Origin of the sequence: Actinomycetospora aeridis, assembly GCF_037400275.1 — a bacterium.
Lineage (GTDB): Bacteria > Actinomycetota > Actinomycetes > Mycobacteriales > Pseudonocardiaceae > Actinomycetospora > Actinomycetospora aeridis.
Genome location: NZ_JBBEGL010000003.1, coordinates 20,056 through 34,356, shown reverse-complemented (window position 1 = coordinate 34,356; position 14,301 = coordinate 20,056). Strand labels below are relative to the sequence as shown.

The 14,301-nt window shown below is 75.0% G+C and carries 12 protein-coding genes; 7 read left to right on the top strand and 5 right to left on the bottom strand.

Annotation, left to right across the window (positions count from 1 at the left end; genetic code table 11):
- Window positions 1–16: 16 nt before the first annotated feature.
- Genes WCD41_RS10645 through WCD41_RS10630 form a run of 4 tightly spaced genes read right to left on the bottom strand, consistent with a single transcriptional unit; the run spans window position 17 to window position 5,094 of the window.
- Window positions 17–1,837 (bottom strand): thiamine pyrophosphate-requiring protein, encoded by a 1,821-nt coding sequence (locus WCD41_RS10645; protein WP_337713404.1) that lies wholly within the window; start codon window positions 1,835–1,837, stop codon window positions 17–19.
- On the bottom strand, window positions 1,834–3,318 hold the full coding sequence (locus WCD41_RS10640; protein ID WP_337713403.1) for an alpha/beta-hydrolase family protein: 1,485 nt from the start codon (window positions 3,316–3,318) through the stop codon (window positions 1,834–1,836). Before WCD41_RS10640 ends, WCD41_RS10645 begins: the two co-directional genes overlap by 4 nt.
- 10 nt (window positions 3,319–3,328) lie before the next feature.
- Complete coding sequence (locus WCD41_RS10635; protein WP_373695113.1) at window positions 3,329–4,378, bottom strand: glutathione S-transferase family protein; 1,050 nt, start codon at window positions 4,376–4,378, stop codon at window positions 3,329–3,331.
- Complete coding sequence (locus WCD41_RS10630; protein ID WP_337713402.1) at window positions 4,375–5,094, bottom strand: DUF2306 domain-containing protein; 720 nt, start codon at window positions 5,092–5,094, stop codon at window positions 4,375–4,377. Before WCD41_RS10630 ends, WCD41_RS10635 begins: the two co-directional genes overlap by 4 nt.
- Window positions 5,095–5,158: 64 nt before the next feature.
- Between WCD41_RS10630 and WCD41_RS10625 the strand changes: the two genes are divergently transcribed.
- From WCD41_RS10625 to WCD41_RS10610, 4 genes are all read left to right on the top strand, one after another.
- Window positions 5,159–5,821 (top strand): TetR/AcrR family transcriptional regulator, encoded by a 663-nt coding sequence (locus WCD41_RS10625; protein ID WP_337713401.1) that lies wholly within the window; start codon window positions 5,159–5,161, stop codon window positions 5,819–5,821.
- Window positions 5,822–5,919: 98 nt separating this feature from the next.
- Window positions 5,920–6,498, top strand: a complete 579-nt coding sequence (locus WCD41_RS10620; protein WP_337713400.1) for a dihydrofolate reductase family protein — start codon at window positions 5,920–5,922, stop codon at window positions 6,496–6,498.
- Window positions 6,495–7,088 (top strand): dihydrofolate reductase family protein, encoded by a 594-nt coding sequence (locus tag WCD41_RS10615; RefSeq protein WP_337713399.1) that lies wholly within the window; start codon window positions 6,495–6,497, stop codon window positions 7,086–7,088. The genes WCD41_RS10620 and WCD41_RS10615 overlap by 4 nt, the downstream gene beginning before the upstream one ends.
- Window positions 7,085–7,711: a dihydrofolate reductase family protein gene (locus WCD41_RS10610; protein WP_337713398.1), complete on the top strand. Its 627-nt coding sequence runs from the start codon at window positions 7,085–7,087 to the stop codon at window positions 7,709–7,711. The genes WCD41_RS10615 and WCD41_RS10610 overlap by 4 nt, the downstream gene beginning before the upstream one ends.
- On the opposite strand, the gene WCD41_RS10605 is transcribed toward WCD41_RS10610, so the two are convergent.
- Window positions 7,708–8,280, bottom strand: a complete 573-nt coding sequence (locus tag WCD41_RS10605; RefSeq protein ID WP_337713397.1) for a dihydrofolate reductase family protein — start codon at window positions 8,278–8,280, stop codon at window positions 7,708–7,710. The two genes, WCD41_RS10610 and WCD41_RS10605, sit on opposite strands and share 4 nt — an antisense overlap.
- A gap of 55 nt (window positions 8,281–8,335) precedes the next feature.
- On the opposite strand from WCD41_RS10605, the gene WCD41_RS10600 reads away from it, so the two are divergent.
- The 3 genes from WCD41_RS10600 to WCD41_RS10590 all read left to right on the top strand — a co-directional run bounded on the left by WCD41_RS10600 (window position 8,336) and on the right by WCD41_RS10590 (window position 14,103).
- Window positions 8,336–8,812, top strand: a complete 477-nt coding sequence (locus WCD41_RS10600) for an ester cyclase (protein ID WP_337713396.1) — start codon at window positions 8,336–8,338, stop codon at window positions 8,810–8,812.
- Window positions 8,813–8,917: 105 nt separating this feature from the next.
- On the top strand, window positions 8,918–11,707 hold the full coding sequence (ppc, locus tag WCD41_RS10595; RefSeq protein ID WP_337713395.1) for a phosphoenolpyruvate carboxylase: 2,790 nt from the start codon (window positions 8,918–8,920) through the stop codon (window positions 11,705–11,707).
- 188 nt (window positions 11,708–11,895) lie between these two features.
- Window positions 11,896–14,103: a DICT sensory domain-containing protein gene (locus WCD41_RS10590; protein WP_337713394.1), complete on the top strand. Its 2,208-nt coding sequence runs from the start codon at window positions 11,896–11,898 to the stop codon at window positions 14,101–14,103.
- Window positions 14,104–14,301: the final 198 nt, after the last annotated feature.

The following is a 14,301-nucleotide window of genomic DNA, read 5'->3' as shown; positions in this document are numbered from 1 at the left end:
AATATCACTCACATGGCTAGGTCTTCGGTGGGAGCCCCAGGACCGAGCGCGCCTTGGCGCCGACGGTCTCCCGGATGCCGTTGGCGATGATCGACAGCGCGTCCGGGTCGCCCGCGATCTGAGACCGGGCGGTGTTGAGGGCCTGCTGGATCGTCACGTGCGGCGGCACGAGCGGGATGTCCTTGTCGACCTTCGCGTCGACCACGAACGGCCGGTCCGCGGCGAGCGCCCGGTCCCAGACGGCACCGATGTGCTCCCGCTCCCGCAGCTCGATGCCGTCGAGGCCGAGCAGCATCGCCCACCGGGCGTAGGGCACGTCGGGCACGGCCTGGGACTGCGGGTCGGGCGCCTCGCCGAGCATCCCGCGGGTCTCCCAGGAGACGTAGGACAGGTCGTCGTTGGAGAGCACGAGCACGACGAAGCGCGGGTCGCTCCACTGCTCCCGGTAGCGCGCCACGGTGATCAGCTCGTTGACCCCGTTCATCTGCATCGCGCCGTCGCCGACGAGCGCCACGACGGGCCGGTCGGGGTGCGCGTTCTTCGCCGCGATCGCGTAGGGCATGCCGCCGCCCATGGAGAGCAGCGTCCCCGACAGCGAGCCGTACTGACGCCCGTGCAGGGTGACGTCGCGGGCGTACCAGGACGTCGCCGTGCCGCAGTCGACGGCGAGCAGCGCGTCGTCGGGCAGGCGGTCCGAGAGCTCGCGGACCACGAGCTCGGGGTTGAGTGCACTGGTGTGGGCGTGGGCCCGCTGGAGCGAGTACTCGTCCCAGGCGCTGGTCCAGCGCTCCACCTGGGCGCGCCACGCGTGGTCGCCGCGGGTCCGCAGCCGCGGCAGCAGGGCCGACAGGGTGGCGCCGGCGTCGCCGGTGAGGTTGACCTCGGTGTCGTAGCGGATGCCGCACCGCGCGCCGTCGACGTCGATCTGCACCGCCCGCGCCTGGCCCGGTGCCGGGTAGTACTCGGTGTAGGGCATGGTCGAGCCGACGATGAGCAACGTGTCGCACTCGCGCATGAGGTGCCACGACGCCGTCGTCCCGAGCAGCCCGATCGCCCCGGTGACCCACGGCGAGCGCTCGTCGACGACGCCCTTGCCGAGCAGCGCCGTCGCCATCCCCGCCCCGAGGACGTTCGCGACCTCGGTGAGCTCGGCGGAGGCCCCCAGCGCGCCGGCGCCGGCGAGGATCGCGACCTTCTCCCCCGCGTTCAGCAGCTCCGCCGCGGCGTCCAGCGCGGCCTCCGGCGGGGTCGTGATCGCGGACGAGGGCACCGCCGAGGTGTGGTAGTAGCCGTGGGCGTCCGGGGGCTCGGGCACCGCGTCCTGCTCGAGGACGTCGGAGGGCAGGATGATCGCCGTGACGGTGCGGTCGGCCAGGGCGGTGCGGCAGGCCCGGTCGACGACGTGGCGCACCTGGCTCGGGTCCTTCACCTCGGCGAGGTAGCCCGTGACGTCGGCGAGCAGGGCGCCGAGGTCGAGCTCCTGGTAGTAGCCCCCGCCCTGCGCGGTCTGCGCGGTGTGGCCCACGAGGGCGACGACGGGCTGGTGGTCGAGCTTCGCGTCGTAGAGCCCGTTGAGGGCGTGCACCGCGCCCGGCCCGCTCGTGACGACGCAGCAGCCGATCGGGGAGCCGCCGTACTTCACGTCGGCGCAGGCGGCGAACGCGGCGGTCTCCTCGTGCCTGACCTGCACGAGCTCGGCGTCCTCCCGCTCGGGGAGCGCGGTGAAGATGCCGCCGATGCCGTCGCCGGGGTAGCCGTAGTACCGGTGGACACGCCACTCGGCGAGGCGGGCGAGCACGTGCTGGGCCACGTTCTTCGGGGTCGTCGATCCACTCACCCCGGAGGGCTCCCCGGAAGCACCGCCCGCCACCCGTCGACGAGCAGCGCGTCGTACCGGTGCCCGTGGTCGGGCGGCACCGACTGGGCGCGGGCCAGGTCGACGGTGGTCACCCAGAACGTGATCACCGGGAGCCAGGGCTGGCGACGGGGGACGTCGAACCCCGCCGGCTCGGCGAGCCGGTCCGGGCGGCGCCAGAGCAGGTCCGGCGACCACCAGACCACGGGGTCGGACGGGTGCTGGAGGTAGAGCACGCGCGGCCTCTCCCATGGCGTCGCCGACGCCAGGTCGCTCGCCCGCCCCGCGAACCGCACCGCGCGCCCGCCGTCGACCAGCGGCAGCACCTCCGGCGACGCCGGGTCCCGGCGGGCGGCGAGCCCCGCCCAGGGCTCGCTCGCGTGGGGTGGCCCGACCCACAGGACGCCGTCGACCTGCGCACGGACCTCGTCGAGCGAGCCGAACGCGGCCTGGGAGCCGAACGAGCCCAGCGACTGGCCGTACAGCAGCAGCCGCGGCCGTCGGTCCGGCGGTCGCCGGTCGAGCCGCTCCCGGACCGCGGCCACCAGCGCGCGCGTCTGGTCCTGCGCCGCGGTGCCGTCGAGGAGGAACGACAGGTCGCTGGGCAGCGTCGAGTACTGCACGGCCGCCATCGCGGTGTCGCCGCCACCCGCCAGCTCCAGGCTGTCGGGCACCTGGGGGTCGACCGCGCCCGACCCGGTCGGGGTGGCGAGCGCGAGCACCGCGCGGTCGAACCCGCCCGCACGCTCGATCTCCGCGGCCGCGAGCGCCGCCCGCTGCGGCGGGTCCGGCGCGCTCGTAAGACCGACGTACACCCGGACCGCGCCCGGCGCGCCGCCGGTGACGAACCGTTGCCCGTCCCGTCCCAGGGTGTCCCACGCGACGAGCGAGGTCGGCGAGCCCGACCGGGTCGTGCCCACCGGTGCGGTCGCCGCCCCGGGCTCCCCGTTGCGCGCCAGGAACGCCCGCTCGGTCAGCGCGAGCCCGCCCCCCACCACCGCGGCGACGACCAGCAGCGTCACCGCGACGACGACCAGCGCGGCGCCACCCCGGCGGCGGACGCCGCGCCGCCGGACGAGCCGGGTCAGGGCGCGGAACCCCCGGCCCACGGCCGCGGCCACCACCACCGCGCCGACCGTGACCGGCAGCGCCAGCAGGAACTCCGGCGTCGACGGGCCGCGGGCACCGATCAGCGCGGCGGCGTCGCGCTGCCACCCCGCCGCGACCACCAGGGCGGCCCCGAACACCGCGACACCCACCAGGGCGACCACGCGGCCGCCGCGGGGTCGTCCCACGACCGACGAGAGCAGCGCCCCCACCCCGTACCCCAGGGCCGCCACGCCCCCGGACACGACGCCCTGGACGATCCCGTCCCGGGGCAGGAGCCCGGGGGCCAGCGCCAGCACCGCGACGGCGGACGCCACGCCGGCCCCGAGCGGGTCGACGTGCCACCACCGCGTCACACCGCGAGCCTCACATGTCCAGCGGCGGCAGGGGGCGCAGCGGGCCCTCCAGCGGCTCGGGCGGGGTGCCCTCCGGCCCGAACGGCGAGCCGCCGAGCTCCTCGCGGTGGTGCGGCTCGAGCCAGGCCGACGGCTCGGGCCCCAGCGGCACGATCTGGGTCGGGTTGATGCTCGTGTGCACCTGGTAGTAGTGCCGCTTGATGTGGTCGAAGTCGACCGTGTCCCCGAAGCCCGGCGTCTGGTAGAGGTCGCGGGCGTAGGGCCACAGGTGCTCGAACTCGGCGAGCTTCTGCCGGTTGCACTTGAAGTGGCCGTGGTAGACGGCGTCGAAACGCACGAGTGTCGTGAACAGCCGGATGTCGGCCTCGGTGATGTGGTCGCCGACCAGGTAGCGCTGGTTCGCCAGGCGCTCGTCGAGCTCGTCGAGGCGGGCGAACAGCGCGGTGTAGGCCTCCTCGTAGCGGCTCTGCTTCGTCGCGAACCCCGCCTTGTAGACGCCGTTGTTGACGTCGTGGAAGACGCCCTCGTTCACCGCGTCGATCTCGGCGCGCAGCTCCGGCGGGTAGAGCGTCGGCGCGCCGGGGCGCGCGAACTTCGCCCACTCGATCCCGAGGTCGATCGTGATCTGCGGGAAGTCGTTGGTGACGAGCAGCCCGGTCGATTCCTCCACGAGCGCCGGCACGCTCACGCCGTTGTCGGTGCCGTGCTCCGGGTCCCGCGCGAGGTAGGCCTCCTCGAGGTAGCGGTACCGGAGCACGGGGTCGAGGCCGTCCTCGTCGAGCGAGAAGCGCCAGGACCGGTCGTCCTGCAGCGGGTCGACGATCGCCAGCGAGATCGCGTCCTCGAGTCCCATGAGGCGCCGCACGATCAGCGAGCGGTGCGCCCAGGGGCACGCCAGCGACACGACGAGGCGGTAGCGCCCGGCCTCGACCGGCCACTCGGTGTCGCCGGAGGGCTCGGCCACGACCCGGTCGGTGAACTGCGGACCGTGCCGGCGGTAGGAACCGCTGGCGTCGGCGGAGGGCTTGTTGCCCACGGACCCGTCGGTGGGAGTGCTCACGGTGCTACGGGTGCCCCACCGGCGGGGCCGGGCAACGTGACGCTCCTGCGCGACCGCAGGATCCACCACTCCGCGATCAGCAGGTTGACGATCCAGCTCGTCCACACCGACGCCGTCGCCGCGTGCGGGATCAGCTCGGGGTCGGTCGGGTCGACCAGCGAGAGCAGCACGACGTAGACGACGACCCAGAGGCGGTTGACGACGATCGAGAACGTCAGCGCGACGCTGCGGATCATCCAGGCGCGGTGGTCGGCGTACCGGCGTGCGCGGACGGCCCAGTAGCCCGCGACCGACGTGGCGATCCAGAGGACGGCGAGGAAGGTGTTGCCGACCGCCGAGGCGAACCCCGTGCTGCTGACCGGCGCGACGCCCAGCACGACGAGCCCGCCGGGCAGCACGCCGCCGAACAGGTAGGCGCGGCCCGACCAGCGGTGCACGCGCGGGTGCCGTCGCCGCAGCCACGGCCAGATCTGCAGGCAGGCGGTCAGCAGGGCCACCGAGCCGAACACGATGTGCGCCCACAGCAGGGGGTAGTGCAGCGCATAGTCGGCGCGCACCGGGACCCGCGACCGCGCCGGGTCGAGGCCGAGGTAGGCCGGCAGCTCGAGGACGAGGAACACGACGCACACGAGCGCCGTGAGCGCGAGGCCGACCCGCACGCGGCGCGGGTCGCGGCGGGGTCGCCGGTGGGTGGTGGGTGGAGCCGTGGTCGCCATGCGCGTAAGCCTTACGCACAACGCGTAAGTCTGTCTACACTGAGGTCGTGCGACCATCAGTGCCGTGTCCGATCCCCGCTGGGCGCCCGCGGCTCCCCCGACCGCCCGCCGTCCGTTGACCCGGGCCGCGATCGTCGAGGCCGCCGTGGCCCTGGCCGACGCCGAGGGGATCGAGGCCGTGTCGATGCCCCGCCTGGCCCGCACGCTCGGGGCGGCCCCGATGTCGCTCTACCGGCACGTGCCGCACAAGGACGCGCTCGTCGACCTCATGCTCGACGCCGCGATCGGCGACCCGCCGCGGACCGACGGCTCCTGGCGCGCGACCCTCGAGGCGTGGGCACGGGCCAACCGGGCGGTGTTCCTCGACCACCCGTGGACGCTGCCGCTGGTCAGCGGTACCCGGCGGATGGGCCCCGCGGAGTGCGCCTGGGCCGAGGCGGCGCTGCGGGCGGGCGTCGACGCCGGCCTGTCGGTGCCCGACGCGCTCGCGGTGCTGCACGCCGTCAACAGCTACGTCCGCGGCGCCTCCGCCCCGCTGGGCGACCGCGCGCCGCGCGCGGAGGACCTGCACGGTTCCGGGCGGGCCGCGGAGTTCCCCCTGCTCCTGCGGCTCCTCGAACCGGCCCCGGAGGACGTGCCCGCCGAGGACCCGTTCGAGAACGGCCTGACCCGCGTGCTCGACGGCGTCGCGGCCCATGTGGACGACCCAGCAAGGATGCCGTCCTGACCCTGCTCGTCCGTCCGGGATCACCGGCTCTTGACCAAGACCTGGAGCGCCGCCCGACGTCGGGGTGACCGGACACACCGAGCACCCAGGAGCACTCGATGCGCACCGTCAGCGCCAACATCACCCTCTCCCTCGACGGCTTCGCCGCCGGCCCCGGTGGCGACATGTCGTGGCTGATCCGGACCGCGCTGGACGAGCAGTGCGCGTCCGGCTTCGCCGGCTGGTACCGCGGCGTCGACACCGTCCTGCTCGGCCGCACCAACTACGAGGGCTTCCACGGCTACTGGCCCGCCGTCGCCGACGACCCGGCCGCGGACCCCCGCAGCCGCGACTTCTCCCGCTGGTTCGACGCCGTCGACAAGGTCGTCCTGTCCCGCACCCTGGACGAGGCGACCTGGGCGAACGCCCGCGTGGCCCGCGACCTCGAGGCGAGCGTGAAGGAGCTCCGCGAGGCCGCGGGCGGCACGATCGCGGTGTTCTCCAGCATCAGCCTCATCCGCGCCCTGCTCGCCGCCGACCTGCTCGACGAGCTGCGGATCACCCGCGTGCCGGCGGTCCTCGGCGCGGGCGTGCCGTTCTGGCAGGCGGGCGTCGCGCGCTCGACCTGGGCCCTGGCGTCGCTGCAGACGATCCCGACCGGCGCCGTCGTCACCACCCTCGTGAAGGAGACGTCATGAGCAGGATCGTGCTCTTCATGTGGATGTCCCTCGACGGGTTCGTCACCGGACCCGACGACGGGCCGGGCCAGGGCCTCGGGGTCGGCGGCGAGCGCCTGCACGACTTCCTGACCTTCGACGGTCCCGACCACCCCGGGGCTGCGCACACCGCCGACGAGGTCGGGGCGGCCGTCATGGCCGCGGCGATGGCGAGCGGCGCCGTGCTCACCGGCCGGCGCACCTTCGACCTCACCGACGGCTGGGGTGGCGACCACCACGACGGCGTCCCGATCATCGTGCTCACCCGCTCGCCCCGGCCCGCGTCCGGGAACGTCCGCTACGTCGCCGACGTCCGGGAGGCCGCCGCCCTCGCCCGGGAGGCCGCCGGCGGGAAGGACGTCCTCTTCCACGGCGCGGCCGCCGCGCAGGCCCTCCTGCGGGCCGGGGAGCTGGACGAGATCGCGATCCAGATCGTCCCCGTCCTGCTCGGGCAGGGACGCCGGCTGTTCGACGATCTCCCGCCCGAGCACGTGGAGCTCGAGCTGATCGACGGCCGCGACGGGCCGGGCCAGGTGCACCTGCGCTACCGCGTGCTGCGGGGTGGGTCGTGACGGCGATCCGGCTCGACATGACGATCTCGCTCGACGGCTTCGTCGCCGGCCCCGACGACGGCCCGCAGGATCCGATGGGCAAGGGCGGCTTCCGCCTCTTCGACTGGCTCGACCGCCGGAACGACCCCGGCCCGAGCGGCGAGGTGTTCGCCGAGGCCATGGCCACCCGTGCCGTGCTCTCGGGCCGGCGCACCTACGAGCTGGCCGGGCGCTGGGGCGGGGACCACCACGACGGCGTCCCGATCGTCGTCCTCACGCACGTCGTGCCCGACGAGCCCCCGCCGGGCTCCGTCGTCTACGCCACCGACGTCCGCCAGGCCGCGGCGCGGGCCCGCGCAGCGGCCGGTGACGGCGACGTCATGGTGCACGGGGCCGGTGCCGCGCAGGCCCTGCTGCGGGCCGGCGAGCTCGACGAGATGGAGCTGCACCTCGTCCCCGTCCTGCTCGGGCGGGGCCGGCGGCTGTTCGACCACCTCGCCGTCGAGCACCCCGAGTACATCGAGCTCGAGCTCGTCCGCCGCCTGACGACGCCGGACAGCGAGGACCTCGCGCGGCGGGTGACCCACCTGCGATACCGGGTGCGCCGAGCTGTCGATTCCCGGGACGGCTCCGTGGACGGTTAGGCGGGCCCCGTCACCGCGAACCGCAGGTGCGCCCCGCCGGAGGGGAACACCTCGCCGGTGATCTGGCGCAGGCCCAGGGGTCGGCCGACCAGCGGCGTCCCGCGGCCGAGCGCGACCGGGGCGACGAACAGGTCGAGCTCGTCGACCTGACCCGCGTCGATCAGCATGCGCATGAGGGCCAGGGAGCCCCAGACCAGCACGATCCCGCCGGGCTCGGCGCGCAGCCCCCGCACGTGCTCGACGGCGTCCGGCACGACCCGGGCGGGCGCGTGGTCGCCCCAGGGCGCCGCGGCCAGGGTGGTCGAGGCGACGACCTTGGGCACGGCGTTGACCAGCGGGGCGACCGGCACGTCGCGGGCGGCCTCGGTGGGCCAGAACCGCACGAACGCCTCGTAGCTGCGCCGGCCCAGCAGCACGGTCTCGACCTCGGGGATCAGGGTCTCGTTGAGCTCCATGCTCCGGGCGTCGCTCTCCGCGGGCACGCCCGCGAAGATCTCGGTCTCGTCGGTCGGGCCGGCCGCGAACCCGTCGACCGAGATCCACTGCTGGGCGACGACGCGGCGGTGCACGGGCTCACCCTACGAACCGTCGCGTGCACCCGGTACCGGGTGCGAGCATCGGACGATGACCAAGGCGGTCCAGGACATGATGGTCGCGGTCGAGCGCACCCTCGACGCGTTCACCGCGGCCGTCGGTGCGGGCGACGTGGACGCGGCGCTCGCCCTGGTCACCGACGACGTCACGCTGACGACGCTCCCGGCGGGCCTCGGTGCCCGCGGCGCGGACGCGGTGCGCCGCCACCTCGCCGAGGACGTGCTGCCGCACCGTCCCGCGGACCTCACGACCACCCGCGTCTCGCGCACCGGCGACCGCTGGCGGGTGGTCGACGAGCAGCGCGTCGCGTTCACCCACGACCGCGAGCTGCCCTGGCTGCTGCCCGGCGTCGCGGCGACCGGCCGGCGGGTCGAGGTGCTCGCGATCTCGGTGGTCTCCGTGCGGCGCGAGCGGATCACCGAGCACCGCACGCTCTGGGACCACCACGGCCTGCTCGCGCAGCTCGGCCTGCTGCCCGCCGACGTCACGGTCACCGCCGACGCCTGAGCAGGTGTCCCGGCGCCCGATCGGGGGCACAATCCCCGGGCGTCCCCACCGTCGCGGACCCACCTCCGACACACCGTGGGCAGGCCGACCAGGAGGACGTCCCCCGTGACTGAGAGCCAGACCGAGAACACCCGTCCCGCGCGCGCCGACCGGATCCCCACCGAGAGCAGCGTCGCGTCGGAGTCCGAGCACTCGGCACTGCGGGCCGACATCCGGCGCCTGTCGACACTGCTCGGCCGCACCGTGGCCGCGCAGCACGGCGACGACATGCTCGAGCTCGTCGAGAAGGTGCGGCGGCTGGTCCGTGACGTCCCGGAGCGGGGCGACACGGCCATCCGCGACCTGCTCGCCGACCTCGACCCGGGCACGGCCGCGGTGCTCGGCCGAGCGTTCGCGACCTACTTCCACCTCGCCAACCTGGCCGAGCAGCTGCACCGCAGCCAGGAGCGGGCCGCCGTGCACGCCGAGGGCCGCGGCCCGCTGCACGTGCTCGTCGACCGTCTCGTCGAGGAGGCCGACCCCGACGAGCTGTCCACCGCGCTGTCCCGGCTCGAGCTCGAGCCCGTGTTCACCGCGCACCCCACCGAGGCGCAGCGGCAGTCGGTGCTCGGCAAGCTGCGCGCGATCGCGACGGTCCTCGCCGACGACCTCGCCGACGACGTCGCCGAGACCCGCCTGCACCGCCTGGTCGACCTCATCTGGCAGACCGACGAGATCCGCCCCGAGCGCCCGACCGTGCTCGACGAGGCCCGCTCCGTGTCGTACTACCTCGAGCAGCTGGGGCGCCGCACGCTGCCGGAGGTGCTCACCGGGCTCGACGAGGAGCTGGACCGTGTCGGGCTGCGCCTGCCCGAGCACTCCCGCCCGCTCGTCCTCGGCTGCTGGGTGGGCGGCGACCGCGACGGCAACCCGAACGTCACCGCCGACCTGACCCTCGAGACCATGCGGATCTACGGCGAGCGGGGCGTGCGCATCCAGAGCGAACTGCTCGAGGACCTCGTCCAGGAGCTGTCGCTCTCGACGCGGCTCGTCGGGGTGAGCGAGGACCTGCGCCGCAGCCTCGCGCGCGACCGCCGCGCCCTGCCCGAGGTGTACGACCGCTTCGTGCGGCTCAACGCCGAGGAGCCCTACCGGCTCAAGTGCTCCTACATCCACGCGCGCCTGGAGAACACCCGGCGCCGCTACGCCGAGGACACCCCGCACCGCCCGGGCCGCGACTACCTGGGCGCCGACGAGTACCTGCGCGACCTCGAGGTCATGGACGCCTCGCTGCGCACCCACCAGGGCGAGCGGATCGCCGACGGCGGCCTGCGCGACGTCATGCGCAGCGCCAACGCCGTCGGGCTGCACCTCGCGAGCGTCGACGTCCGCGAGCACACCACCTACCACCACACGGCCCTGGCGGCGCTGTTCGACCGGCTCGGCGAGCTGGACACGCCGTACGGGGAGCTGGACCACGGCGGACGGCGGGAGGTGCTCTCGCGCGAGCTCGCCGGACGCCGGGCCCTCACCCCGCGCCGCGACCGGCCGTTCGACGACTCGGTGACCGAGACCCTCGAGGTCTTCGACTGCATCCGCACGGTGCAGGAGACCTACGGTCAGGAGGCGCTGCACACCTACGTCATCTCCATGGCGCAGAACGTCGACGACATCCTCGCCGTCGCCGTGCTCGCCCGGGAGGCGGGGCTGGTCGAGCTGACCGCCGAGGGGGCCGAGTCGAGCCTGGACATCGTGCCGCTGTTCGAGACCGCCACCGAGCTGAAGATCTCGGGCGACCTGCTCGACGGCATGCTCTCCGACCCGTCGTACCGGGCGCTCGTCGCGGCCCGCGGCGACGTCCAGGAGATGATGCTGGGCTACTCGGACTCCAACAAGGGCGCCGGGATCACGACGTCGCAGTGGTCGATCCACCAGGCCCAGCGCCAGCTGCGCGACGTCGCCGCCAAGCACGGTGTGCGGCTGCGGCTCTTCCACGGCCGGGGCGGGTCGGTCGGGCGCGGCGGCGGGCCCGCGGGCGAGGCGATCGCCGCCCAGCCGCACGGCGTCGTCGACGCGGTCATGAAGGTCACCGAGCAGGGCGAGGTCATCTCCGACAAGTACTCGCTGCCCACGCTCGCCCGGGACAACCTCGAGACGATGCTCTCGGCCGTGCTCGAGGCCACGCTGCTGCACCAGACCTCGCGGGTCGAGGCGGCGACGCTGAAGCGCTGGGACGAGGCGATGGACGTCATCTCCGACGCCGCCCAGGAGGCCTACACGCGGCTGATCTCCCACGAGGGCCTGCCCGACTTCTTCACCCAGGCCACGCCCGTCGACGAGCTCTCGATGCTCAACGTGGGCTCGCGGCCGGGCAAGCGCCCGGGCGCGGGCGGGCAGACGTCGCTGGACGACCTGCGGGCGATCCCGTGGGTGTTCGGCTGGACGCAGACCCGCATGATCGTCCCCGGCTGGTTCGGCCTCGGGACCGGGCTGAAGGCCGCCCACGACGCCGGCTACTCCGAGGTCGTCGACGAGATGCGCGACTGGGCCTTCTTCGCGAACCTCCTGTCCAACGTCGGGATGACGCTCGCGAAGACGGACATGCGCATCGCGGGCTTCTACGTCGCCGAGCTCGTCGACCCCGAGCTGCAGGAGGTCTTCGAGATCATCAAGGACGAACACCGGGTCACCGAGCGTGAGGTCCTCAAGCTCTCCCCCGGCAACGAGCTGCTCGGCGGCAACCCGCTGCTGCGGCGCACCCTCGACGTCCGCGAGGGCTACCTCGAGCCGCTGCACCACCTGCAGGTGCACACGCTCGCGGAGCGCCGCAAGGTCGACGATCCTGACCCGGACCTGCAGCGCGCGCTGCTGCTCACCGTCAACGGGATCTCGGCGGGGATGCGCAACACGGGCTGACACCGGGCCGGGGTCGGACCGAGTCGGACAGGCCCGCACGGTCCACCGTTCGCCGCCCTGCGTGGTCCTTTCGACGCACCCGCTGGCGCTCCGAGGGTCACTGCTCCCACCGTTGGGGGTACTGCAACATCACTCGGACGGGTGCTGGCGACGACGCTGAGCACCCGCCGTCGGACGAAGGGGCTGCGGTGGTCGACGAGGACGCGGGCACGTGGAACACCGGGGCCGGCACGGGTCGCTGGTCGCCCGACCGGCCGACCACGGCCTCGAAACGGTCCCTCGTCGCGGTGTCCCACGCCATCGAGTCCGCCGTGCTCGCGGGGGCGACCCACGCGCCGACGGTCGTGGTGGCGCTGTTCCAGCACGAGGCCTACTTCTCCCGGGAGTGCGCCGTCTACGAGCGCATCGCCGCCTCGGGCGTGGTGGTCGTGCTCGCGTTCGCCGACGGCGAGCCCCACGACGTGCCGCCTGGCTGCCAGCTCGTCGTCCTCGACCCCGCCGAGCCGCTCGCCGACGAGTGGTCCGTCGTGGCCGTGGGCCCGGAGGCCGGGGCGTTCCTCGTCGCGACCGACGCGCACCGCATCGACCCCACCGAGTACACCCTCGAGGCCGGGCGCGAGTTCATCGGGCGCTGGGGCTGGTCGCGGGTGCAGGCGGCCAACGAGCTCGCCCGGATGCGCTCGGCGCTCGGGCCCCGCCTCGACACGGCCGTCGGGTACACCATCGACGGGCTGCTCGCGCGGGTCATGCCGGCCGGGGGCGTCGCCGCCGCGTCCGGGGGCACCGACGGCGAGCGCTGGGCCACCCACGCGCTGCACCGGATGGTGCAGCGGATGCAGGACGCGCGGGAGGGCACCCGTGTGCTGCGGGCCCAGCTCGTCGACGCCCACGCCGCGGTCGCGGCCCGCACCGCCGCGACCACCGACCCGCAGTCCGGGCTCACCACCCCGGAGTTCCTGGCCCGCTGGACGAACACCGGCGGCCCCACCGCGCTGCCCGTCGGGGTCGCGCTCATCGACGTCGAGGCGCTCGACGACGCCGAGAACCGCCTCGGCCGCCGGGCGGCCTACCACGCCGCCCGCCGCGTCGCGACCGCCGTCAGCGAGCCCCTCGGGCCGGTCGACGCCGCGATCCGGCTCTCCGAGCGGGAGTTCGCGCTCGTCGTGCCCGGCGCCTCGTCGCGACACCTGGCGGGCCTGGTGGACGCGGTCGTCGAGCAGCTCGAGCTGTCCTCCGACGGCTACCCGAACGTGCCGCTCGCGGGCCCGGTGGCGTGGACGGTGACCCTCACCCGCCCCCTGCCGCTCGACGACCTGCACCTCGCCCTCGGCACCCCCGACCAGCCGGCCACGACCCTCGCCGGCGACCCGATCACCGTGCGCGAGCTCGGCGGCGCGGCGTCGGGGTCGGGGTCGGGCGCGCACCACCGCCAGGAGCCGGTCACCGACCGCATGCCGCGCGTGCGGGTCCCGGACGCCGCGACGACCGCGCCCCCCGAACTCTCCGAACTCTCCGAGCCCGCCGAGCCGGTGCTGCCGCGCGCCGAGCTGCTCGAGCCCGTGCCCGGGGTTCGGGAGGCCGACCCGGTGGGCGCGGCGGGCGACGACGCGCTCGGCGAACCGGGCGTGCCCGACGACGTCGCCGGGGATCCCCTGGGCCTGGGCCCGGGCGGCGAGCCGGACGAGGAGCCGGACGACCGGGCCGACGACGGGGCCGACGACCGGCCCGACGAGCTCGACGACGAGCCCGGGGACCGGCGCGGTCGGGAGGCCGGCGGCCCCGACCTCCCCGACAGCCCCGAACGCCCCGACCTCCCTGACCGACCTGACCGACCTGACCGGCCTGGTCGCCCGGGTCCCGGACCCGCCGGGTCGCCGGGTGCCCGCCCCGGTCCGTGGGCGGTGCCCGACCCGGTCGGCGCCGGGTCCGGTCCCCCCGGCCCCGGTCGCGCCGGCCCGGGCCGATCGGACGGCTTCGACCCGTTCGGCGCCGCGGTGCCTCCGCGCTCCGGGCCGTTCGGCGCGCCGGTGACGGGCAACGGGACGCGTGGCGGTCCCGCCACCGGTCCCCCGACGAACGGCAACGGCGCCGCGAGCGCTACCGACACCCGTCCCGCCGGCCCGTCCCGTGGCCAGGGCCCGGCACCCAGCCCGTCCCCGCGGGGAGGTCGTCGGCGGCTGACCGGCGGGGAGTCGGCGCTCAGCATGCTCCAGGACCTTCCCCGCCGGCCCCGGCGTGACGGGCTGGGACCGGGTCGCACCGGCCGCGGCGGCGCCCCCTCGGCAGGGGGTGACGGCGGCACCGGCGGCAGCTCCGACGGCACCGGCACCTCCCCCACCCCGGGGTTCCGGACGTCGGGCGACGCCGGGGGCGACCCGCCGCCGACGGCGTCCTGAGCGGTACGCCGGGCCGCCGCGACGCCGCAGCACGGGCCACACGTGGTCTCGCTGCGGTAGGCGGCCCCACCGGACGGGGGACACACGGCTGGGCGGACCACCCGTCGCGGAATCGGTTCAGCTCGGCGCGGACCGCCGCGCGGCGCTCGTCGGGGCGACGCCCGGCGGGCTTCACTGGGTGGCGTCGGTCCGATCCGG